Origin of the sequence: Chryseobacterium barbadense, from assembly GCF_042849955.1 — a bacterium.
Classification (GTDB): domain Bacteria; phylum Bacteroidota; class Bacteroidia; order Flavobacteriales; family Weeksellaceae; genus Chryseobacterium.
Genome location: NZ_BAAFHL010000003.1, coordinates 95,184 through 120,250 on the forward strand (window position 1 = coordinate 95,184; position 25,067 = coordinate 120,250).

The 25,067-nt window shown below is 38.5% G+C and carries 18 protein-coding genes; 5 read left to right on the forward strand and 13 right to left on the reverse strand.

Features of this window, described 5'->3' with window-relative positions:
• The first annotated feature begins 30 nt into the window (after positions 1-30).
• The 5 genes from lpxK (at position 31) to ACGHIN_RS03475 (ending at position 4,858) form a co-directional block, all read left to right on the forward strand.
• Complete coding sequence (lpxK, locus tag ACGHIN_RS03455) at positions 31-1,056, forward strand: tetraacyldisaccharide 4'-kinase (RefSeq protein ID WP_390450838.1); 1,026 nt, start codon at positions 31-33, stop codon at positions 1,054-1,056.
• A 153-nt stretch (positions 1,057-1,209) separates the two neighbouring features.
• Positions 1,210-1,734 (forward strand): TlpA family protein disulfide reductase, encoded by a 525-nt coding sequence (locus tag ACGHIN_RS03460; RefSeq protein WP_390450840.1) that lies wholly within the window; start codon positions 1,210-1,212, stop codon positions 1,732-1,734.
• A gap of 10 nt (positions 1,735-1,744) precedes the next feature.
• Complete coding sequence (locus ACGHIN_RS03465; protein WP_390450842.1) at positions 1,745-2,200, forward strand: GNAT family N-acetyltransferase; 456 nt, start codon at positions 1,745-1,747, stop codon at positions 2,198-2,200.
• Between the two features lie 42 nt (positions 2,201-2,242).
• Complete coding sequence (dinB, locus tag ACGHIN_RS03470; protein ID WP_390450844.1) at positions 2,243-3,340, forward strand: DNA polymerase IV; 1,098 nt, start codon at positions 2,243-2,245, stop codon at positions 3,338-3,340.
• 42 nt (positions 3,341-3,382) lie between these two features.
• On the forward strand, positions 3,383-4,858 hold the full coding sequence (locus ACGHIN_RS03475) for an alpha-amylase (RefSeq protein WP_390450846.1): 1,476 nt from the start codon (positions 3,383-3,385) through the stop codon (positions 4,856-4,858).
• Positions 4,859-4,901: 43 nt separating this feature from the next.
• Here the strand turns inward: ACGHIN_RS03475 and ACGHIN_RS03480 are convergent, their stop codons facing one another.
• From ACGHIN_RS03480 to ACGHIN_RS03540, 13 genes are all read right to left on the reverse strand, one after another.
• The gene (locus tag ACGHIN_RS03480; protein WP_390450848.1) at positions 4,902-6,233 is read right to left on the reverse strand and encodes a carboxylesterase family protein; all 1,332 of its coding nucleotides are present in this window, start codon (positions 6,231-6,233) and stop codon (positions 4,902-4,904) included.
• Positions 6,234-6,299: 66 nt separating this feature from the next.
• The gene (locus tag ACGHIN_RS03485; RefSeq protein WP_390450850.1) at positions 6,300-7,577 is read right to left on the reverse strand and encodes an alkaline phosphatase family protein; all 1,278 of its coding nucleotides are present in this window, start codon (positions 7,575-7,577) and stop codon (positions 6,300-6,302) included.
• Between the two features lie 126 nt (positions 7,578-7,703).
• On the reverse strand, positions 7,704-8,462 hold the full coding sequence (locus ACGHIN_RS03490) for a T9SS type A sorting domain-containing protein (RefSeq protein ID WP_390450852.1): 759 nt from the start codon (positions 8,460-8,462) through the stop codon (positions 7,704-7,706).
• Positions 8,463-8,464: 2 nt separating this feature from the next.
• Positions 8,465-8,992, reverse strand: a complete 528-nt coding sequence (locus tag ACGHIN_RS03495) for an ankyrin repeat domain-containing protein (RefSeq protein ID WP_390450854.1) — start codon at positions 8,990-8,992, stop codon at positions 8,465-8,467.
• Positions 8,989-9,534, reverse strand: coding sequence for a YceI family protein (locus ACGHIN_RS03500; RefSeq protein WP_390450856.1), 546 nt, complete (start codon positions 9,532-9,534; stop codon positions 8,989-8,991). The genes ACGHIN_RS03495 and ACGHIN_RS03500 overlap by 4 nt, the downstream gene beginning before the upstream one ends.
• Positions 9,535-9,555: 21 nt before the next feature.
• Positions 9,556-9,894 carry a c-type cytochrome gene (locus ACGHIN_RS03505; RefSeq protein ID WP_390450858.1) on the reverse strand — a complete coding sequence of 113 codons (339 nt, stop codon included), beginning with the start codon at positions 9,892-9,894 and terminating at the stop codon, positions 9,556-9,558.
• Between the two features lies 1 nt (position 9,895).
• Positions 9,896-10,735, reverse strand: coding sequence for a DUF5777 family beta-barrel protein (locus ACGHIN_RS03510; protein WP_390450860.1), 840 nt, complete (start codon positions 10,733-10,735; stop codon positions 9,896-9,898).
• A gap of 125 nt (positions 10,736-10,860) precedes the next feature.
• Entirely contained in the window at positions 10,861-11,511 is a 651-nt protein-coding gene (locus tag ACGHIN_RS03515; RefSeq protein WP_390450862.1) for a Crp/Fnr family transcriptional regulator, read from the reverse strand.
• 208 nt (positions 11,512-11,719) lie between these two features.
• Positions 11,720-12,025, reverse strand: coding sequence for a DUF3467 domain-containing protein (locus ACGHIN_RS03520; RefSeq protein ID WP_121459920.1), 306 nt, complete (start codon positions 12,023-12,025; stop codon positions 11,720-11,722).
• Between the two features lie 94 nt (positions 12,026-12,119).
• Positions 12,120-16,385: a DNA-directed RNA polymerase subunit beta' gene (gene rpoC, locus ACGHIN_RS03525; protein ID WP_390450864.1), complete on the reverse strand. Its 4,266-nt coding sequence runs from the start codon at positions 16,383-16,385 to the stop codon at positions 12,120-12,122.
• A 113-nt stretch (positions 16,386-16,498) separates the two neighbouring features.
• Positions 16,499-20,320, reverse strand: a complete 3,822-nt coding sequence (gene rpoB / locus ACGHIN_RS03530; RefSeq protein WP_390450866.1) for a DNA-directed RNA polymerase subunit beta — start codon at positions 20,318-20,320, stop codon at positions 16,499-16,501.
• 411 nt (positions 20,321-20,731) lie between these two features.
• On the reverse strand, positions 20,732-21,265 hold the full coding sequence (locus tag ACGHIN_RS03535; protein WP_390450868.1) for a hypothetical protein: 534 nt from the start codon (positions 21,263-21,265) through the stop codon (positions 20,732-20,734).
• A 34-nt stretch (positions 21,266-21,299) separates the two neighbouring features.
• Entirely contained in the window at positions 21,300-24,716 is a 3,417-nt protein-coding gene (locus ACGHIN_RS03540; protein ID WP_390450870.1) for a DUF6923 family protein, read from the reverse strand.
• Positions 24,717-25,067: the final 351 nt, after the last annotated feature.

A 25,067-nucleotide genomic window follows, 5' to 3' on the forward strand; every position in this document is an offset into this window, starting at 1 on the left:
TCCTGTGGGAATTCTTATTTTTGCAAGCGTATGAAAAGATGGTACCTTTATCCTTTTTCCCTCGGTTATCATTTGGCAACGGGTATCCGAAACACAATGTATGATCTTGGGATTTTTAAATCTACAAAATTCAAAACACCGATAATCAATATCGGGAATTTGTCTGTGGGCGGAAGCGGAAAATCACCCATGGTGATGTATCTCGCTCAATATTTATCCAAACATTACAGAACCGGCGTTCTTTCACGAGGGTATGGAAGGTTAACAAAAGGCTACATGATCACGAACTATGACAGCAATTATAAAACGGTAGGTGATGAAGCTATGCAATTGTTTGAACGTTTCAAAAACCGTTTCGTCATTGCTGTATCCGAAGAAAGAGTTCCCGGAGCCACTAAAGTGATTGAAGATATGGATCTTGATGTGCTGATTTTGGATGATGCTATGCAGCACAGAGCCATAAAAGCAGGATTCAATATTCTTATGACGGATTTCAATGATCCTTACTTCAAAGACCATTTACTTCCTGCCGGAGATCTGAGGGAATCAAGAGCCGGATCACGAAGAGCCGATATCATCATGGTCAGCAAATGCCCTGACGAATTAACAGAAGAAACCAAGAGATATTATATTTCAAGGATCAGACCTGATCGTCACCAGAAAGTGTTCTTCTCTTCTATTGGATATGATGAAAATGTATACGGAAGAGAAAAAATGCTTCCTGACAACAATCTGAATTATTACGACATCCTTCTCATCACCGGAATTGCCAATCCGAAACCTTTATTGGAACACCTGGCTAAGTTTTCACAAAGAGTAAAACATTTAAAATTCAGGGATCATCATAATTTTTCGGATGATGACATCAAAAAAATCGTTGCTGAATACAAGAAATTAGGAGAATATAAATTAATTCTTACCACAGAAAAAGACTATGTTCGTCTGAAAACTTTTGACTATCTCAGAGATATTGTGTACTACTGGCCGATCAATGTTATTATTGATAAGAAGGAAGAATTCAATCAGATCATCCTGGATTATGTCAGAAAAAATTAAAGAATTAACAACAATATTATTGCCCGGCATCCATCTGATGCCGGTTTAATTTTTACCATCATAGAATTTCTCAATTCTTAAATTTTTACTAATTCATACAAAATGAATCCGTAATTACGTTTCATTGTTTAGATTTGCAAAAAATGATTTGAAATGAAAAAGCTATTGCTCTTATTGATGATGGGTATTTTCGGACTGGGCTGTTCGCAGGAAGTTCCGAAAGTTCTTAAAACCAGTTTTTCTAAAAAAGCTTTGCAGCAGAAACTGGAAGATGAGGAAGGAAAAGCTATTACCATACAGCAGATCCTTGATCAGCATAAAGGGAAAGTTGTGGTCATTGATTTCTGGGCAGGATGGTGCAGAGACTGTTTGAAAGCACTTCCAAAAGCGGAAGAGCTTGAAAGAAATAACCCCAATGTAGATTTTATATTTCTTTCACTGGAAAGATCAAAAGAAGGTTTTGACAAAAGCCTTGAAAGGTTCCATATGAAAGAAAAGAACAATTATTGGTTCTCTTCCGGTTGGAAAAATGACTTTAATAATTATGTTGACCTTAACTGGATTCCAAGATATATGGTGATTGATCAGAAATCCGCAATTGCAAAATATTACGCCATTTCCCCGGAAGACCCGGAAATTCAATCAACCATCAACGCCTTGCTAAAAGATTCTAAATAATGATTAAATAATGATTATAAGAAAAGCTACAAAAGGTGATTTGAGCATACTCCTTGAATTTGAGCAGGGAGTGATTGCGGCTGAAAGACCGTTTGACAGCACTTTGGCCGAAGGTGAAATCCATTATTATCAATTAGATTATTTAATTGATTCTCCACAAGCCACTTTATTGGTCGCCGAAGAAAATAATGAAATAGTTGCATCAGGATATGCTCTAATCCAGAAAGCTGAAAAACAGTATTATAATTTTGAAGAATATGCCTACCTCGGGTTTATGTTTGTGAAACCAGAACACAGGAGAAAAGGTATTAATCAATTAATTTTGAATCAGCTTCTGGAGTGGACAAAGGAAAAGGGAATTTCCGAAGTGAGGCTGGAAGTATATGATCAGAATGAATCGGCGGTGAAGGCATATGAAAAGGCGGGCTTTGAACCGCTCCTCCTTACTATGAGGTTGAAAGTATGATATTTGAATCATCAGAAATACAAGAATCCATATCTTTGTGATATGGATTTTCCTTTTCCCATCCGCAAGATTATTCATGTAGATATGGATGCATTTTATGCTTCCGTGGAGCAGCATGATAATCCGGCATTAAGAGGAAAAGCTATTGCTGTAGGGGGAGGCCACAGAGGGGTTGTTTCCGCAGCCAGTTACGAAGCAAGAAAGTATGGAGTCCGATCGGCAATGCCCAGTAAAACGGCCAAGGAAAAATGTCCGCATCTCATTTTTGTTCCACCCCGATTTGCCCGTTATAAAGAGATTTCCAGGAAAATACGTGAAATTTTCCATGAATATACGGATCTGGTGGAGCCACTTTCTTTAGATGAAGCCTACCTTGATGTTACCGAAAATAAAAAGGGGATAGAATCTGCCAATCAGATTGCACGGGAAATACGGCAGAAGATATTTGAACAGACCGGACTGACTGCTTCCGCTGGGATTTCCGTAAATAAATTTTTGGCGAAAGTAGCTTCAGACATCAATAAACCTAATGGACAAAAAACCATTCATCCTGATAAAATTGAAGGTTTCCTGGAAGAACTCCCTGTTGAGAAATTTTACGGAGTAGGAAAAGTCACCGCCAATAAAATGTTTACATTAGGGATTTTTAAAGGCAAAGATTTGAAGAAAAAATCCATAGATGAGCTTGTAAAACTGTTCGGAAAATCAGGAACCTATTACTATAATGTGGTACGAGGAATTCATACTTCGGAGGTAAAGCCTCACAGAATCCAAAAAAGTGTTGCCGTTGAACGCACCTTTTTCGAGGATCTTTTTGACGAACAGCAGATTGATGAAAAATTAAGCAGCTTAAGTGCCGAGCTAAATCAAAGGCTGCAAAAAAACAACATTCTCGGGAGATCATTAACCCTGAAGATCAAATACAAAGATTTTTCCCTTTTCACAAGAAGTATAACCAAGGAAGAGTACTTCAGCTCTGAAGAAGAATATTTCAGAACATCAAAAAAACTCTGGGAGCTTCGCCCTTTTGATAAGCCTGTCCGTTTATTAGGATTATCCCTCTCCCACCTCAATACAGAGGAGAAAAAACAGGTTTCTGTTCAACTAAAAATCCCGTTTAAAGAGTTCGAAAATTATTAATTGAGATTTTTTCACTACATTGTAGTAACCAAATCCTGCATTATGATGAACCAGACCATGATTCAATTTTTCCATTGGTACTCGGAAGGTGGTGGAAAACTGTGGAAAGAAGCTGAAAAGGAAGCAAAGCATTTAGCCAGCCTGGGAATTACATCCGTATGGTTCCCTCCTGCCTATAAAGGTGCCAACGGCGGCTATTCTATAGGCTATGATTCTTATGATTTGTATGATTTAGGAGAATTTGATCAAAAAGGGACTATTCCTACCAAATACGGAAGCAAGGAAGATTATCTGAATGCGATTAAGGCTCTTAAGGAAAATAACATTCGGGTTATTGTGGATATTGTTCTTGGTCATAAGGGCGGCGGCGATGAACTGGAAACTTTCAAAGCGGCAAAAGTAGATGAAAATAACCGGAATAAAATCATTTCGGAATTTTTTGATATTCAGTCTTACACTAAATTTACATTTCCCGGAAGAGGCAAAAAATATTCGGATTTTGAATGGAATTTCACCTGCTTTAGTGGTGTAGATTATGCAGAAGGTCAGAATTCCCACATCTTTAAAATACAGTCTGAATACGGAAACGGCTGGGAAGAAATGATAGATGATGAAAAAGGAAATTATGATTACCTGATGTACAACGATATTGAACATCGTAATCCTCACGTGCGGGAAGAACTCAATAAATGGGCAAAATGGTATTTTGATCAAACTGATTTTGATGGTGTAAGACTGGATGCCCTAAAGCATATTTCCTTCGATTTTTATAAGGAGTGGCTAACGCTGCTGCGCTCCAATTCCGGAAAAGACATTTTTGCCGTAGGTGAATATTGGGCTCCGGGATATTTAAATCTTCTCCAGAAATATATTGAAGTGACCGAAGGCTGTATGAGCCTTTTTGACAGCTCTCTTCAGAATAATTTTCATAATGCTTCCAAAGAGGGGGATTCTTATGATTTAAGAAGAATCTTTGACGAAACTCTTACACAGGCTGACCCACTCCATTCTGTAAGCCTGGTGGATAATCATGATACTCAGCCTTTGCAGGATCTTGAAGCACCGGTTGAAAGTTGGTTCAAACCACTAGCTTATGCATTGATTTTATTAAGAGAAAACGGTTATCCGTGTATTTTTTATCCTGATCTGTACGGAGCTCATTATGTGGACAAAGACAGAGCGGGACATGACCAGGAAATTTTCTTACCTAAAGTAGATGGAATTGAGGAGCTTTTAAAAGCCAGAAAAGATCATGCTTACGGAGTACAAAGAGATTATTTTGAGGATGCCAATTGCTTAGGTTGGGTTCGTGAAGGTGATGATGAGCATACAGGGTGTGCCGTGGTTTTAAGCAATAAGGATGCTTATCATAAACCTATGGAAATAGGAAAACAGTACGCAGGAAAAAAATTCCAGGACCTGCTTAAAAGATTTGAAGAAAAAGTGATTATTGATAAAAATGGCTGGGGCAACTTCCCTGTTCCTGCAGGAAATGTGAGTGTATGGGTCCCTGAGTAACTCCTTGACCACAAAAATTTTACCTGATAATTAAAATGTATACCTAAACTTTTCGGAGCTCCAGAATTTCAGGCCTCTCGGATTCATCAGAAATATTTCCGTTTCGGGCAAATTCAGCCCAAAGTGCTCTCAGCTTCTTTCCGTTTTCATGGATATACTCCCACGGAATTCCATCTAACAATTGAGCTGTTTTCCAAGCTTCCTCATTCCCGAAAATCAAGGGAAGATCAATGCAGTGCGAAGCTCCGATAGCATTATGTCTGACTTTTGAGTGAATTTTGAAAAGGTAAATATTTCCGCCTCCCTTTGCATAGTTGTCCGCAAAAATACGGGCAGGATTTTCATAAATGAATTTCGTTGTTGCCCGCACTATTCTATTGAGAATACTATCATGCAAATAGGTATACATTCCTTCCTCAGCGGTTTTCACATAGAAAGCGGTTTCATCATTATTCAACCCTATTAAAACATCATATTTTCCGGCATTTTCTTTCCACCTTTCAAGACTTTCTTCTTCTTTACATAAAGGTGGGTAACCATATTGCAGACAAAAGGGCATAGAGGCTTTCAGGCCATATTTCATAACGGAGGGTAAATGTTGAGGATATTCTTCCATCATTTTCAGAACATCTGCTTCATCTTTCAGATATTCTGTTTTCCTGAACAGTTCTGCGGACATTTTCTGCCTCTTATGTCGAAATCCTAACGGAGCACTGTGAATAATCACTCTTTGAAATAAGTCTTCGACCTTTTCTGAAATGATAAGATGGGCTACGGCATCACCCCCGGAAGATTGCCCGAAAAGAGTAATATTCTCAGGATCGCCTCCAAAACTCTCTATGTTGGTTTTAATCCACCGCAAAGCTTCTATAATATCAAAAAGACCAAGATTGGGCGGTCTTTTTTCATCTCCGCCTAAAAACCCGAAAAGCCCGAGACGATAGGAGACTGAAACAACAATAATATTCTGTTCTTTTACCCATATCCCCGGATCAGAAGTCGGAAGATCTCCACAACCCACTTCGTAAGAGCCACCATGTATCCAGACGACAACAGACAATTTTTCATTTTTATCAATCTTTTCAGGGCGCGTAACGGTGAGGAATTGCGGTGATTCATCTACTTCGAATTTTTCCAGATTTGTTTTTTCTATTAATCTTTCCAGAAGCGGGCTTATCACTTGGGGACACACCGGAGTTTTCTCTCTGAAAGCAATTTCTGAGGCCGAAGGCTGAGCGGGAACAGGCATTTGATATCTTTCAGAATGGGCATAGCGAATGCTTTTGGCCTTGATAACACCATTTTCTTTTAATGCAATAATTTCCCCAAAAGAAGTATAAAAAGTATGCGTTCCTATATTTTGATGTGACGTCATCCGGCAAATTTATTTCCTCATTCTAAATTAGTGAATAATTTCGGCGCACCTTCGGTGCGCCGAAATTTATTTCTTCAATATTTTCTTTAAAATTTTTAATTTCCCGTCTATCGGTTGTTCTATTTTCAACCCTAAGATTTCAGCAACTAAGGGATAAACATTTACATTAGAGAATTCATCTATAACCATATGTTCTTTGAATTCCGGTCCCCATGCAAAAAAAGTGGCTTTCATTTCAGGCACTATTCTCGGGTTATATCCATGCTTTCCTACAGATGTTGTTTTCCCTTTAGGCAGAAATACTTTCGGTGCTCTAGGGACTAAGAGGATTTGCCCTATTCTGTTATATTGATCATCTTTCGTTGAAAAATGAAGGTATTTCGGAAACTTTTTATCCAAATATACTTCATAATCATCAGTCTTATTAGCTTTTAATTCTTTATAGACGTCTTTCACTTCGGACGGATTCTTTACATACACTCTTAATAAAGTTTGAGAGTTATAATAATCGAATTTATTTTTATCCGTTAATATTTCAGGTATTTCCAAAGGATTACCGCCGTCTACTTTAATCATTCCATGATCTGAAACAAATATGTAATTCACATTTTTTAGTCCTAAACTATTGACTCTTTGAACGAGCTCACCAACAGCTTCATCAACTAGATGAACCGCTTTCTCGGTTTCTTTACTGTCAGGCCCGTAATGATGGCCACTCCCATCTACTTCAGGAAAATATAATGAAATGAAATGCGGTCGTTTATCCATCGGTAACTGTAACCAATTGATCACTTTATCTACTTTCTCAGAAGGTGTAAACTTTTCGTGATAGGGATAATAATAGGTTGGTCTTTTACCCCCTGCATCGCTTGCAGAACCTACCCACATTAAAGAGGCAGAGATCATTCCCTGTTTTTCGGCCAATCCCCAAAGCGGAATTCCACCGTACCAGCTTCCGTCTTCAGCATTTTTCCTATCGCTCATGGCATATCCTTCTTTTCTCTGATAATCATAAAAATAATTATCAATCAAACCATGATGGGAGGGATAAAGGCCTGTAGCCAGACTCCAATGATTCGGAAATGTGATACTTGGGTAACTGGGAATCATTGCCTTGGACTGAATGTTCTGTGAAGAGAGTTTCAACAAATTCTCAGCTCTATATTTTTGGGCATAATCATAACGAAAACCATCCGCAGAAATCATAATCACATAAGGCTTTGTTTGAGCTTCCACACTATTATACCGGTTCGGAATGATGATCTGAGCCGTATCTACATTATCTTTTTGAGCAAAAACTGATAAAGAAACAAACAGCAAGAATAGTTGTATTCCACGCTTCATAAGAAAAATTTTTAGCAAATTTACTATCTGTATTCCGCTGCTGAAAATTTGGCAGGTTAAAAAAACATTAAAAGCCCATTTTAGAATGGTTGTCAATAAAAAAGCCACTTTTCAGTGGCTTTATAATTATTCCTTAATTAATTTCTCGTAAGTTAATGTTCCGTCTTTCAGTGTGATCTCGAAATAATAACTTCCGGATTTCAAATCAGAAACCCTAATATTTTCACCATCCATTTTTACTGATCTTACTTTTCTTCCTGAAGATTCATAAATATCAATGGATTTAATTTTATCAAAGTTTTTAAAGCTTACCGTCTCTTTTGCGGGATTAGGGTAAAGGACTACTTTTTTACTTTCCGCCAGAGCAGCCTCTTGCGTTCCCAGAGTAGCAGCCATATTTAATGTCGCATATCCTCTGTTGGTAGAACTGTGTTGAGTAATGGTTGTACTTCCTCCTCTGGCAAAGAAAATAGGAATTGGTCCGGCCGCATTAGGAATTGCCATATCTCCAGCTCCTCCAGTCAGTGATCTTGTTGCAATTACAGTTCTTGTGGTACCTGAAACCGTATTAGAAGTTTCTGTCCAATCTTGGCCACCAGCATCAGGAGATGGTGCACTTCCAACTCCATTAAATGTATAATCCCTGTTAGCAGTTGCGTTATATATAAATCCATCAGCACCATCAGCCATACCATCTCCTACTGCTCCAAATCCCATTCCCAAATAAGAAGTACTGTTTCCCGTAATTGTTAAAGTAGCCAGAGTTGGTGTAGTTTCCAGCCTTACTGTCATTCCTGTTGTTCCCAGACTTACTGTCCCGGAAGAAAATTGTGCTCCAACAGTCCCTGCAAGAGCTAAACTTAGTGTTAGTAAAACTTTTTTCATATTCAATTTTTTAAGAGGTTGATGATTTCTTTGTTATTTGTTTGTAGGGCATATTCAAATGGAGTCATTCCCATTGAATCTTTTTTAGACTTATCAGCTTTATGCTTTAATAATAATTCTATCAATTCTTTATTCCCGAATTTCACCGCCCAAAATAAAGGTGTGGATCCTGTAGAATCTGCAATATTGGGATCAGCTTTCTTCTCTAATAAATACTCTACGAGTTCTTTATTATACTTTACAGAAAGGCCGGCCAATGCCGTTCCTTCCTGACTTTTATAGTTAATGTCTTTTACGTTATCCATCAAAAATTTAGCCACTTCTACATTCCCCCTGTAGCATGCTAAAATAAGCGGAGAAAAACCATTTTCATTAGCCTGGTTGATGACGTCCGGATTCTGTTTCATCATCTCCTTTACTTCGGCGACCGTTCCGTTTCTGGCAATATCATAAATAGATTTTGCCGTTTCCTGAGCAGATAAAAATATACTGCTCAGACACATACTGATTATTAAGAGAAGATTTTTCATTGTTTTACCAGTATATAATTATATTCAACATTTACATTTTCTGCGATTTTCTTTGTAACCATTTTGGGAATTTTTACATTATAATCTGCCGGTCTTGCTACAAAGCCGCCCTGCATGTATATCTTACCATCCTTAGAATAAATGGTTGCCGATGAAGTAACTGCTTTATCCACACCATGAAAATTAAGTTTCCCCTGAACAGTATATTTTTGAGGTGACGCAGTAAGCCTGGTTTTATCGAAATTCAAAATTTTTCCCGTAAAAGTGGTTTTCGGATATTTTGATGATTCGGCATAGCTTTCATTGAAATGCTCTTCCATCAATTTCACTTTAAAATGAAAGTTTTTAACCGCAGATACAGACGCTATGTCTCCGGTATCCGTATTCAGCACGACAACATTATTGTCATCCTGCGCAAAAACATCTTCAAACAAAGGAACAGAAGCCTCAAACGTCACCTTTCCCGTTTTCGAGCTGTACTTCTGAGCCCAGGCCTGATCGCTGAACAGCAACGCCATTATAATTAATAGTACCTTTTTCATTTTTCCTATTTTTTCTGTTTTTTAATTTTCTACAAGACCATCCGCTTTCCATTTGATGAAAATATTGATCTGGGTTTGTGATAAAGCTCCGCCCTGCGGCATTTTTCCCGGATCACCATTCGGTCTTTGAATTCTATCCAGAATATTATCTATATTTTGTTTTACCTGATCATAATTCGTCAAAGCTTGTGGTCCCGGGGAATGACACCCTACACAATTGGCTTCTACTATAGGCTTTACATCTTTATTATAGGTTACTTTCTCAACAATAGGGGTGTTGTCTGAGATTTCTTCATAGGTTCTGCTTTCACAAGCGATTAGAGTAATGGCCAGTGATGATATGTATAGTATCTTTTTCATTTTAAAAAACTCTATAAAGATTAAACCCAAAGAAAATATGGCCTTTTCCCCACTCGCCGGTTGCATTGGATAAATATCCGATGTCGGAATTAAGCTGGGAATTGGTGAATAAAAGCTGGAACACATGTCCCCCGGTTTCTATATCCACTCCTAATGACAATGGATTTTTATAGAAACTGTGATTATCAAAATTGACAAAATATTCTGCATTCACAGAGATTCTCTTGGAAACCTTGTAGCGTCCCCCTAATCCCGCCAGAAATTGGTTTTTGTCTTCTATATTTGGATCATATAAATTTTTGTGAACATAAGAAGGTGTTAACTGCAGGGAAAATTTATCGTTAAATCTTCTCGAAATTAATGCTTGTGTAAGATAAGAAAGCCTGTCCCCAAACTTCAAGTGCGGATAGTTGTCTTTATCTAAATCTGTATTTACGGCCACTACATTGTATCCTACAATATCTATAGGGAATTTTTCATTTTGCTTTATCAGTCTGTATTTGGCTGTTCCTTCAAAAGTTTTCATATTGGTTTCTCTTGAAAGGCTTAAGGAGAGCCCGTCTGTAACCCCATAGATTACTCCTAACTTCGTAGAGGCATCATCCAATCCAAAAAAGTTTTTAAAGCCGGTACTTATATCCCCAAAGCGGTGAGCCACTACAATATACCATTCGTTTTTGGCTGTAAGTTTGGTGGATTGCCCGGTAACTACCTGTAAAGCTTTGAAGGCTGGTGGAGAAGTTTCGGTAGTTTTGAGCGTGTCAATATCTTTGAGCAAATCTTCCTGGGAAAAAGCAAGACCTGACATGAATATCGACAAAAATAATAAAGTTTTCGTCATATCATTTTGAATTAAAAAATGTATACAACAAACTTATCGAGTTATGATTTTAAAACTATGTGATAAAAGTCACCTACTACATTGTTTTTATCAATCGGAAAATTTAAAACAGTAAACAATATTTATTAGACAAGTCTAACATTCTCATTGGATGGAATTTTCAATCCTTCTTTCGTTTGAATAACCTCTCCTTCATTCTCCATTTTTTTCAGGACTCTGCTTACTACTTCTCTGGATGTTCCCAAATTGTTAGCAATTTCTCTATGGGTAAGTTTTATAGGATTATGTCCGGTAATTGAAATCTGCTGTTTAATATAGCTTAATATTCTCCGGTCTAATTTATGGAATACAGCTTCATTTACCATATTCATAACATCGGTAAATCTTTTGTCGTATTCATAATAGAAGAGTTTATTGATCTCAGGGAAACGGATCAGCCAATTGTGCAAAACGGAAACAGGAATCAGCAATACTTCGGAATCTTCTTCAGCAATTGCATATACTTTGCTGGTATAATCTCCAAAAATAGAGGCAAAAGTCATCAGACAGCTGTCATCCGGACGGACGTAATAATAAATAAGTTCCCGACCGTCATTCAAGGAATATACTTTTATGGATCCTTTAATCAAAAAAGGAACATATCTTACTTTTTGCCCTTCTCTTATGATTTCGGTTTTTGCTTTTATATGTTCTATTACAGCGTACTTCTGCATTTCGTTTGAGAAATCGTTACCCAGAAACCCGAATTTATTGAGAATAAACTGATGATCGACCATATCCGTTGCATATATTTACAGCAAATATATAAAATTGAAGTATTGATATGATAAGAAGACGCTAAACTTTTCTTACAAATTATAATAAAATGCAAATATATTTCTTGATAAAACAGCATTCATCGTCATCATTTGAAAAATTAAAAATACTACATAAGAAAAATGCCTCAGTAAACTGAGGCATTTTATGATTTATTTAAAAAAAATCTTAAGCTTGTACGTTATTACCACCTAATACGAAAGGCTCAACTTCTTTGATTTCTCCGAATTGTTGTTCGTAGTTAGCAATATTTTGTTGAAGAGCACTTAATACTCTTTTAGCGTGAAGCGGAGCAAGAATAACTCTTGATCTTACTTTAGCTTGCTGAACACCAGGCATTAATTGGATGAAATCTACTACAAACTCAGATGGAGAGTGATTTACCAATGCTAAGTTAGCATAGATCCCAGCAGCTACCATTTCGTTCAATTCGATGTTGATGTTTCCGTCTTGATTTTGATTTTGATTGTCCATGTTTTTTTAAAAAATTTTAATTTTTATATCTTAAATTATAGACTACGAATATAAATCATTTAAAATTTAAAATCCGTAATCTATAATTAAAATTTTAGTTAATATCCTCGAATTCTTTCTTAGAACCAACGATTACATTCTGATATTCTTTAAGACCTGTACCTGCCGGAATTCTGTGTCCTACAATTACATTTTCTTTAAGACCGTTCAGATCATCCACTTTACCTGCAACCGCTGCCTCGTTAAGTACTTTCGTAGTCTCCTGGAACGATGCCGCAGACATGAATGATTTAGTTTGAAGAGCGGCTCTTGTAATACCCTGTAATACTGGCGTTGCCGTAGCAGGAAGTGCTTCTCTTACCACCACTAAAGCTTGATCTTCACGTTTCAGCTTAGAGTTTTCGTCTCTTAATTCTCTTGCCGTAATCATCTGACCTGGCTTGAATTCTTTAGAATCTCCAGCGTCTACAACTACTTTAAGACCGAATACTCTGTTGTTTTCTTCTAAGAAATCATACTTATGCTCTAAAGCACCTTCAAGGAATTGAGTATCACCTCCATCAACGATCTCTACTTTCGTCATCATCTGTCTTACGATGATTTCGAAGTGCTTATCGTCAATTTTCACCCCTTGCAGACGGTAAACTTCCTGGATCTCATTAACAAGATATTCCTGAACCGCAGTTGGACCTTTAATTCTCAAAATATCTTCCGGTGTAATAGAACCATCAGAAAGCGGCGCTCCTGCTCTTACGAAGTCATTCTCCTGAACAAGGATCTGGTTAGATAGTTTTACTAAGTACACTTTTCTTTCTCCAGTTTTCGCTTCAACAATAAGTTCTCTGTTACCTCTCTTAATTTTTCCGTAAGAAACTACCCCATCGATTTCTGTAACCACCGCCGGGTTTGAAGGGTTTCTTGCTTCGAATAATTCGGTAACTCTCGGAAGACCTCCGGTGATATCCCCTGCTTTTGCAGATTTTCTCGGGATCTTGATTAAGATTTTACCTGCTTTGATTTTTTCACCGTCATTAACCATTAAGTGAGCTCCTACCGGTAAGTTGTAAGCTTTTTGCTCAACTCCTTTAGAATCTACTACTCTTAATGTAGGTACGGCTTTCTTATTTCTTGATTCAGAGATTACTTTTTCTTCGAATCCTGTTTGTTCGTCAATTTCAAGCTGGAATGAAACCCCTTGGATGATATCTTCATATTCTACCTTACCTGATGTTTCAGCAATGATAACCGCGTTATACGGATCCCACTTACAGATCAGATCTCCTTTCTTCACTTTATCACCAGGCTTCACTGCCAATACGGAACCGTAAGGAACGTTGGCAACCATTAGCGGAGTTCTTGTTTCGTTGTCCGCAACCAATCTGAATTCTGTTGAACGGGAAACTACAACCTCAGCGGTGTTACCATTTTCATCTTCAGAAGTAATGGTTCTTACTTCATCCATTTCAACGATACCGTCTCTTCTTGCCACAATTGAAGGGTTTTCTGATACGTTTCCTGCAGTACCCCCTTGGTGGAAGGTTCTCAATGTTAACTGAGTTCCCGGTTCCCCGATGGATTGTGCTGCAATTACACCTACCGCTTCTCCCATGTGGATTACTTTACCTGTTGCCAAGTTTCTTCCGTAACATTTCGCACAGATACCTTTCTTTGCTTCACAAGTTAATGGTGAACGAACCTCAACTGCTTCTAATCCTGCCTCTTCGATTCTCTTCGCCAATACTTCGTTGATTACCTGGTCTGCTTCAGCGATTAATTCGTCTGTTTCAGGATCATAAATGTTATGAAGAGAAACTCTACCTAAGATTCTTTCAGAAATTTTTTCAACGATCTCGTCATTTTTCTTAAGTGCAGTAACTTCAGTACCTCTTAAAGTACCACAATCGTCTTCTGTAACGATAACATCTTGTGCAACGTCTACCAATCTTCTCGTTAAGTAACCGGCATCGGCTGTCTTAAGAGCGGTATCCGCAAGACCTTTACGTGCACCGTGGGTAGAGATAAAGTATTCAAGGATGGAAAGACCTTCTTTAAAGTTCGCAACGATCGGGTTTTCGATGATCTCCGCTCCGGTAGATCCGGCTTTTTGTGGTTTTGCCATCAAACCTCTCATCCCTGATAACTGACGGATCTGTTCTTTAGATCCCCTTGCTCCAGAGTCAAGCATCATATATACAGAGTTGAATCCACCTTGGTCAGACTTCATTCTGCTCATGATCATTTCAGTTAATCCAGCGTTGGTGTTTGTCCAAACGTCGATTACCTGGTTATAACGTTCTGTATCTGTAATAAGACCCATGTTATAGTTGGCTCTAATTTCATCCACATTTTCAACAGCCTGAGCAATCATCTGCTTCTTCTCAGCAGGAACCACGATGTCTCCTAATGAGAATGAAAGACCTCCTTTGAACGCGTTTGAATATCCCAGATCTTTCATGGCATCCAAGAACTTCACGGTTGTAGGGAAGTCTGTATCAGCAAGGATCTTACCGATAACGTTTCTCAATGACTTTTTAGTTAAAAGTTCATTGATATATCCTACCTGTTTAGGTACAATCTGGTTGAATAGAATTCTACCTACTGTAGTTTCAATTAATCTTGTTACTAATTCTCCGTTTTCTTTAACCGGTAGTTTACATCTTACCTTAGCATTTAAAGAAACTTTTCCTTCCGCATAAGCAATTTCTGCTTCTTCAGGAGAATAGAATGCTAAACCTTCACCTTTTACCTTGTACTCTTCAGTAGAACTAGCTTCTTTAGTCATGAAATACAGACCAAGTACCATGTCCTGAGAAGGTACGGTAATAGGAGAACCGTTTGCTGGGTTCAAGATATTCTGAGAACCTAACATCAATAACTGAGCTTCAAGGATCGCTTCTGGTCCTAATGGTAAGTGTACCGCCATCTGGTCACCATCGAAGTCGGCGTTGAATGCCGTTGTTACTAACGGGTGTAGTTGGATAGCTTTACCTTCGATCATCTTAGGTTGGAAAGCCTGAATACCCAATCTGTGAAGCGTAGGTGCCCTGTTCAATAGTACCGGGTGACCTTTCATCACGTTTTCAAGGATATCATATACTACAGGTTCTTTTCTATCAATAATTCTCTTCGCAGATTTTACTGTTTTTACAATACCTCTTTCGATTAGTTTTCTAATGATAAACGGTTTGTACAATTCCGCAGCCATATCTTTAGGAATACCGCACTCGTGAAGCTGTAAGTTTGGACCTACAACAATTACCGAACGCGCAGAGTAGTCAACCCTTTTTCCTAATAAGTTCTGACGGAAACGACCTTGCTTACCTTTCAATGAATCTGAAAGGGATTTCAGTGGTCTGTTGGATTCAGATTTTACTGCTGAAGATTTTCTTGTATTATCGAATAATGAATCTACTGATTCCTGAAGCATACGCTTCTCGTTTCTCAAGATTACTTCCGGAGCTTTGATCTCCAATAATCTCTTCAAACGGTTATTTCTGATAATTACTCTTCTATAAAGGTCATTCAAATCGGAAGTGGCGAAACGTCCTCCATCCAATGGAACCAATGGTCTTAGTTCTGGCGGGATAACAGGAAGCACACGCATGATCATCCACTCAGGCTTGTTGATCATTCTTGTATTAGCACCTCTCAATGCTTCTACAACGTTCAATCTTTTTAAAGCCTCAGTTCTTCTTTGCTTAGAACCTTCGTTGTGAGCTTTGTGTCTTAAGTCGAAAGACAATGCATCAAGATCGATTCTTTTTAATAGATCCTCAACAGCTTCAGCACCCATTCTGGCGATGAATTTGTTTGGATCTGAATCATCAAGATACTGGTTTTCCACAGGAAGAGTTTCCATGATATCAAGGTACTCTTCTTCTGTTAAGAATTCCATATGTTCAAAATCAGAACCGTCTAATTTTTTAGCAATACCTTGCTGAATCACTACATATCTTTCGTAGTAGATGATCATATCTAATTTCTTAGAAGGAATTCCTAAAAGGTATCCGATTTTGTTTGGCAATGAACGGAAATACCAAATGTGCGCAATTGGAACGACAAGGTTGATGTGCCCGATTCTCTCTCTTCTTACTTTTTTCTCAGTAACTTCTACCCCACAACGGTCACAAACGATCCCTTTATAACGGATTCTCTTATATTTACCACAAGCACATTCGTAATCCTTTACAGGACCAAATATTTTTTCACAGAACAACCCGTCTCTTTCAGGCTTGTGCGTTCTGTAGTTAATAGTTTCCGGTTTTAAAACCTCTCCTCTCGATTCCTGAAGAATAGATTCCGGTGAAGCTAAACCGATGGTTATTTTATTAAATCTACTTGATTTATTTTTATTTGACATAATTTTTATTTTGATTAAAAGATTAAAAGATTGAAAGATTTAAAAATTACTTTCGCTCTTATCATCTCGGAGTTCATTAATTCTTTAATTTTTTAATAATTAAATCTTTTAATTTACTCCTCCAATCTTACGTCTAATCCAAGACCTTGTAGCTCGTGAAGTAATACGTTGAAAGATTCCGGAATACCTGGTTCAGGCATTGCTTCTCCTTTCGCGATCGCTTCATAAGTTTTCGCTCTACCAATCACGTCATCCGATTTCACAGTCAGGATTTCTCTTAGGATATTGGATGCTCCGAATGCTTCAAGAGCCCAAACCTCCATCTCCCCGAATCTCTGACCTCCGAACTGAGCTTTACCTCCTAACGGCTGCTGAGTAATCAATGAGTAAGGACCAATAGAACGTGCGTGCATCTTATCATCCACCATGTGTCCTAGTTTCAACATGTAGATTACCCCTACCGTTGCAGGCTGAGTAAATCTTTCCCCGGTACCTCCATCATAAAGGTGAGTGTTACCAAATCTAGGAAGACCAGCTTTATCTGTGTATTCAGTGATCTGATCAAGACTTGCTCCATCGAAGATTGGTGTAGCGAACTTCAATCCTAATTTCTGACCAGCCCATCCAAGAACTGTTTCATAAATCTGACCGATGTTCATACGGGAAGGTACCCCAAGTGGATTCAATACGATATCTACCGGTGTTCCGTCTTCAAGGAATGGCATATCTTCTTCACGAACAATTCTTGAAACGATACCTTTGTTACCGTGACGTCCTGCCATTTTATCTCCTACGTTCAGCTTACGTTTCTTAGCGATGTATACTTTAGCCAGCTTCATGATACCTGCAGGAAGTTCATCCCCGATAGAAACTGCAAATTTCTCACGGTTTTTAACTCCTTGGATATCGTTGTACTTGATTTTGTAATTGTGAATTAATTGCTTGATCAATTCATTCTTATCAGCATCAACTGTCCAGTCTGAACCACTAACGTTTACGTAATCTTCAACTGATGTCAATAATTTATGAGTAAACTTCACTCCTTTACCGATGATTTCTTCATCAAGGTCGTTTTTCACTCCCTGAGAAGTTTTACCGCTTACAAGTGTATTTAATTTTTCAATTAACGTGTTTCTCAAATCATCAAACTTAGCTTTGTAAGTGTTTTCAATTTCTTCAAGCTTAAGTTTTTCTTCAGTTCTTTTCTTTTTATCTTTAATATTTCTTGAGAACAATTTCTTATCGATCACCACCCCTCTTAATGAAGAGTCCGCTTTTAATGATGCATCTTTCACATCACCTGCTTTATCACCGAAGATCGCTCTCAAAAGTTTTTCTTCCGGAGTAGGATCTGATTCTCCTTTTGGAGTGATCTTACCTATCATGATATCTCCAGGCTTCACTTCCGCACCGATTCTGATCATACCATTCTCATCAAGATCTTTGGTAGCTTCTTCAGAAACGTTTGGAATATCCGCTGTTAATTCTTCCATACCTAATTTGGTATCACGAACTTCAAGAGAGTATTCATCTACGTGGATGGAAGTAAACCAGTCTTCACGTACTACTTTTTCATTGATTACGATCGCATCCTCGAAGTTGTATCCTTTCCAAGGCATGAACGCAACCACTAAGTTTCTACCAAGAGCCAATTCTCCGTTTTCAGTAGCATAACCGTCACATAGTACCTGTCCTTTCTCTACTGTATCTCCAACTCTTACGTTTGGTCTTAGGGTAATCGTTGTACTTTGGTTGGTTTTTCTGAACTTAGTAAGGTTATATGTTTTAGTAGCGGATTCGAATTGTACTAAATCCTCATCTTCGCTTCTTTCATATTTGATAACGATCTTGTCAGCATCTACATATTCTACGATACCTGTACCTTCAGCATTGATCAAGATTCTTGAATCTTTTGCCACTTGTTGTTCCAGACCTGTACCTACGATTGGAGCTTGTGGCTTCAACAAAGGAACTGCCTGACGCATCATGTTTGATCCCATCAACGCACGGTTCGCATCATCATGCTCCAAGAAAGGAATCAATGAAGCGGAAATACCGGAGATCTGGTTTGGTGCAACGTCGATAAGGTCTACCTGATTAGGCTCCACTACCGGATAGTCACCATCCAATCTTGCAATTACTCTGTCTGTACTGATCGTACCATCATCGTTCATTTCAACGTTTGCCTGAGCAATTACTTTTGCTTCTTCATCTTCAGCATTTAGGTAAATCGGATCTGAATTCAAATCAATTTTACCGTTTTCTGCTTTTCTGTATGGAGTTTCAATGAAACCTAAAGTATTGATTTTTGCATAAATACCTAGAGAAGAAATCAAACCGATGTTCGGTCCCTCCGGAGTTTCAATCGGACAAATTCTTCCGTAGTGCGTATGGTGAACGTCTCGAACCTCGAAACCTGCTCTTTCTCTTGATAAACCTCCAGGCCCTAGTGCAGATAATCTTCTCTTGTGAGTAATTTCTGACAATGGGTTGGTCTGGTCCATGAACTGAGAAAGCTGGTTGGTACCAAAGAATGAGTTGATAACAGATGTTAAAGTCTTCGCATTAACAAGATCAAGAGGGGTGAAGATTTCGTTATCTCTAACGTTCATTCTTTCTTTGATCGTTCTTGCAATTCTTGAAAGACCTACTCCAAACTGCCCAGCCAATTGCTCTCCAACAGTTTTAATTCTTCTGTTAGAAAGGTGGTCGATATCATCAACCTCAGCTTTAGAGTTTACAAGTTCAATAAGATGTCTTACGATTGCAATGATATCTTCTTTGGTAAGAACTTCAGTAGTTGTAGGGATGTTAAGACCTAATTTTTTGTTCAGTCTGTAACGTCCTACTTCACCCAGTGAGTATCTTTGCTCAGAGAAGAATAATTTTTCAATGATTCCTCTTGCCGTTTCCTCATCTGGCGGATCTGCATTTCTTAACTGACGATAGATGTATTCTACCGCTTCTTTTTCAGAGTTGGTAGGATCTTTTTGTAATGTATTCTGGATGATAGAGAATTCATTGCTGTTTTCTTTGTGGATCAGAATTGATTTCACACCAGCATCCAAAATAAGGTCTAAATGTTCTTTTTCAAGAACGGTTTCTCTATCCAGGATGATCTCATTTCTTTCGATAGAAACTACTTCCCCTGTATCTTCATCTACGAAGTCTTCGAACCATGTGTTCAATACTCTCGCAGCTAATGTTCTTCCTTCTACTTTTTTAAGGGCAGCTTTAGAAACTTTTACTTCTTCAGCAAGGTCGAAGATCTGAAGGATATCCTTATCAGACTCATATCCGATCGCTCTTAATAAAGTGGTTAATGGTAATTTTTTCTTACGGTCGATATACGCGTACATTACGCTGTTGATATCGGTAGTAAATTCCATCCAAGATCCTTTGAAAGGGATAATTCTTGAATAGTATAATTTAGTTCCGTTAGCGTGGTACGTTTGCCCGAAGAATACACCAGGTGAACGGTGTAACTGAGTAACGATAACTCTTTCAGCACCATTGATGATGAAAGATCCACTAGGCGTCATGTATGGAACCGGGCCTAAATATACATCCTGAACTACGGTTTGGAAATCTTCGTGTTCAGGGTCTGTACAATACAATTTAAGTCTTGCTTTCAGAGGAACTGAATACGTTAAACCTCTTTCCACACACTCATCGATTGAATAACGTGGAGAATCTACCAGATAGTCTAGGAATTCTAATACGAATTGGTTTCTTGAATCCGTAATAGGGAAGTTTTCCTGGAAGGTTTTGTATAAACCTTCGCTCCTTCTGTCTTCAGGAAGTGTATCAAGCTGGAAAAATTCTTTAAACGACTCGATCTGGATATCCAGGAAGTCCGGAGTAATGATTTTTCCTTTCGCTGATGAGAAATTAATTCTCTGATTTCCCTGAGCTGTTGCTGTTGTTTTACTCATAAAACTTTTAAGAAAGGGGTTAAAAAATATTTTGATTTATTAAAAAATATCAGGAACAGAGAAAAGAGGAGAGAGAAAAGATAAACGACTTCAAATGTTTGGCGCTATTAGAAATAGTCTTTATTCTTTTTTTCTTTATTCTTAAAATCTAATTCCTAACTGCAACACTGGTATATCTTTTCACAGCGTAATGCAAAATATTTTTATTACTTTTGAGGCAAAAATTAGCCGAAATATCTATATACACGAAATCCCTTTCATTGTAATGAAAGAGTTGATTTCTAGTATTTTACAGATTTACAAACAATTATTCGCGCCAAAAGAGGAGCAAAGATACAAAAAGCTATCCACATTCACAAATAAAAAAACCGCTTCCGAATGAAGCGGTTTAAATTTTTACTATACTATGGTCTATTGTTTCCAGAACGTCCAGACACTTCCATTGAAAACAGCCAAAAGCTTGGCGGTTGTATCATAAACCATCATCCCGGGAGCCGGATTAATGATGTTAAGATGCGGACTTGCCACCTTAGGAAGTACCATTGCTTTGTTTGTATCTTCCAGTACCAAAATACCCGGAGTTGCAGTTGGAGTTCCGATAGCCGTTTTTGCCGTAGCAGTTTCTGAAGCCGCATTTTGGATGGTAACACCATCTACACTGGTTAAGGGGTCTACTGTAGTTCCGGTAGTATCTATTGAAAGATCTTTCCAGCCTGAAGCATATTTTACTTTTACTTTTTTGTCAGTAAGGTCATACACCATGGTTCCGTTTACAACTCCAGTCACAGCTCCGGTTGAATTCACCCATGGAAGAATCATCCCTCTGTTTGCAGTTCCGAAATCCAAGGAAACCGAAGGCGAAGCCACAGATGTTTTTCCGATTGCAACTTGTGCAGAAAAACTATTAAAAAATAATGCTGCGATAAGTATGAATATATTTTTCATGTTGATTTTCAATTTTAATTATTACCTATAAAATTTAAGGACATGTTTGTGTATTAAAGCAAGCCCATCCCGCAGGAGTTCCTGTGGTATTTACCTGAAGACAGTCCAGTGTAACGTTGTACACCATCATCCCTTCTACAAGATCTGCAGCAGGAATAGCAGCGATCTGTGCTGTAGTCAGCCTGTTCAGAACAAATCCTTTGGTTTTGGCTTCAAGAGCCGTCCATGCTCCTTTTCTCACCATAGGCCAGTTACTATTATTGACTCCGGCTCTTCCCAGAGAGGTAATTCCGTGATTGGTATTCAATATCGTTCCGGCAGTTACAGCAGGTCTGTAGCATGCTGTCTGAAGATCCGTATCAGTAGCCGTATTATTGGCAGAGTTGGTATCTGTTGAGTTTGAAGGAGAAGTTATGGTAACCGTATTCACAAGATTTCCGTTATAGGTAGCAGGAATAGTAATTGTTACTGTATAGGTAACCGTTCCTCCAACAGGAAGACTGATGATATCATTGATGGCACCTGTCTGAGTTCCCGTCACAGAAGTGGTAGCGCCTCCGGCTACAGCAGCAGTATAGCTTACATTAGCGGCCGGAATTCCTGCCGGTACAGGATCTGAAACCGTAGCTCCAAGCACTCCGAAAGGACCACTATTGCTTGCCACAATAGTATAGGTAGTTGTAGTACCAGGAATATAATTACCAACTCCGTCTGTTTTAGTAACAACAAGGTCTGCACTGAATGTGATAGGTGTGGTTACACAATGCGCCCCGTCATTTGCCGAACTCGCAGGAGCACTGGAAATCAACACTCTTTGTCCGTTTGAAAGGTTGAACTGATAAAAACCTCCTGCATTATCAACCCCATACATCTCACCCGTACTGGAACCAAACATAGCTCCAAAATTCACTGCTCCCGGTGTAATTCCAATTGCCGTAACCGCTCCTGTAGTAGGATTAATGGAAACCAACTGCCCGTTCGTTGAATTCACCCCATATAAAAGGCCTGTACTCACATTATATGCGATATCAGGAAGGTTAATACTTGCCGTTAGGGTAATCAACGTAGCCGTTAATGTTGTAAGATTTATCCTGTAGAGCTGGTTATTGCTGGTATTTATTTTTACATAGTAGTTCCCCAGGTTATCAATTTCTCCGGCATTATAAATAACAGCGGCCGGCAATCCTGTTACAGCACCAAGAGTATTATAGGTACCATCCGCATTGATACGGATGACCGTATTGGAGTTAGCAATCATTCCATACATGAAGCCATCAAGCGGGTTAATGCCTATTGCATTATAATTTGATGCTGCACTAGGTCCAATTTGGGTATATGTGAACGGATTGGTTGAAGTATTCACATTATATAAGGTATTTGTCTGGGAAAGGTACATATTATTTGTACATCCAAAACCTGTTAAGCATTGAATATCCTGAATGCTTGCGTTGGCTGAGGTTCCTACTCCTTGACCTTGATCTGAGCCTGAGTCTGCTGCTCCGCCAGTGTTTACAAGAGCAGGCACTCCCTGAGCATCAACGGCTCCGGCAATACTTCCATTAGGGTTCAATTGTGAAGCTAGTACATTCTCATCACCTTCAAGGGCATCGTAACAACCGTCTCCGTCAGAATCCAGATCCAGATGATTTTGAGTTCCGTCTCCATCAAAGTCGCAAGTAAATGCTAAAACAGAAATGTTATCCAAAGACCAGTCGTCCAGTGCATTGGTAGATCTGAATATCAAAGTAGAGGTATCCGGAATGCTGGTATTAGGAATATTAAGGGTAAAAGTCTGTGTTGTGAAACCCGTAACATTAGCAGTCGTAAATGGTGTAAAAGTCGAGGTAGCTCCATTAGCCAAGGTAATGGTGACATTATTTGTACCTGTACTTCTTGTGGTACCATTATTAATTGTAGCATACAAAGTCCCGTTGAGTATAATTTGTAAACTTGCTGTTGATCCAGCTGCATTAGTACCATCTTGGGCACCCACGGTAAGTGAAAGAGGAATCGTATTATTAGTTTTTGTAAGATTATTCAAAGTTTGGGAAGCATCTACATCCGTCACACTATTATTAACTATCGTTATTGCGCCTACACCATCATATCCCCATCCAGTAGCTAAAGTCCAACCATTAGCATTACCAGTAAAGGTTCCGTTAGTAACAATGTTATTACCTGAACATTCTACATTATCCAAAATCCCATCATTATCATCATCCAGATCAGATACATTATTAATTCCATCTCCATCTGTATCTACAATAACAGGTGTAGGTGCTACACTTGCCGTGTTATTAGTTGTATCCGGATCGGGCAGATCCCCTGAAATTGTCGCAGTATTCAAATAGCTACCTGTGCTTTTAACAGTAGCAACAATATTTAGTGTAGCGCTTCCACCAGAATTCAAAGTTCCTATCGTCCATACTCCGGTTACACTATTATACGTCCCCACAGAGGGTGTAGCACTCACGAAAGTATATCCTGAAGGAAGGATATCATTAACTAAAACATTCGTATTATTTGATGCTCCTGTATTATTAGCCGTAATAGTAAAAGTGACATTGCTTCCTACATTAGGTGAAGGATTGTTCACTGTTTTTGTGACGTTAAGATTAGATTCCGCAACGGTAGCACCAATCATAAAACCTTCACCGGCTGTAGTCGTTGATCCATGCCAGTTGGTTCCGGTATTGGCGGTTCCACCACGCATATATACTCTTAAAGTAAGTGTGGTAATACCTGTCCCAATAACCTGTACAGTACCCCTTGATGCATTAGCTGCTGCTCCATCCGGTGTTGCGGCTGAATTTAGAATCTGCGTAGAGGTAATATTCAAAAGAGCCGTCCCCGAAACTTTAGAAAAGGTAACCGGTACATTAGATGACACATAATCGAATTCAGTAGTATAGTTCTGCCCATTAGAAGTACCACCTAGTGCATTGATCTGTAAATATGGATTAGTAACCGCTCTGCTAAAGGTCAGAGTTAAGTCCGCCATTTGCCATCTTTGATTCGTCGCTCTGGCTGCCGTAGTTAAAGGTTGAACATTCGTAAAGAAATTTACCGCCCGGTTAGCTGTAATATCAATTCCATTCCCAACTGGTGCACCTTGACTTGTAAAAGGAGTGCTTGCAGTGGTATTCCCAAAAGCATTCATTAAAGTCAGAATAGGTTCTCCGGGATATCCCATAAATACAGCTCCGTTATATCCTGCAAAGTTGGCCTGCGTATATTGCTGATTACTTAAAGTATACGTAACATTCAGGGCAGTGGGATTTGCATAAGTAGCAAACGTATTCCCTGTAGGATTATTGGTATTATTCCTTAGTCTTATCGTCGTATTACTAACGACATTCGTCACATTGGCAGTGGGATTTCCATCACCATCAGCCATTTCTAAAGCAGGATTCTGAGCTTTCAGGAAGAAAACAGATAGTACTGCCACCATTAAAAAAAACTTTTTAATATTAGTGCTTTTTTTAATATTAAAGTCCGATAATAAATTTTCCATACATACTTATTGTTAATTTTTCCCAAAATTACTGATTTAAATAACATCAGTATCAAAGATTTATGTTAAAAAAAAAATACATCTACTTTTTTAACTATCGGAAGACAATCCAACAAAATAAATATCACAATATAGATCTTGTCTGCAGGGGATTACAGAGTTTTCCGCTGTTATAATTAACAAGAATGTTAAGCATAAGGAAAAAAACTTCCGAGTGGTTTAATTCATGCTATACAGGCGTCAGTATACTTGGTTTGAACTGACAATATGGGAATAAAAAAAGCCTGA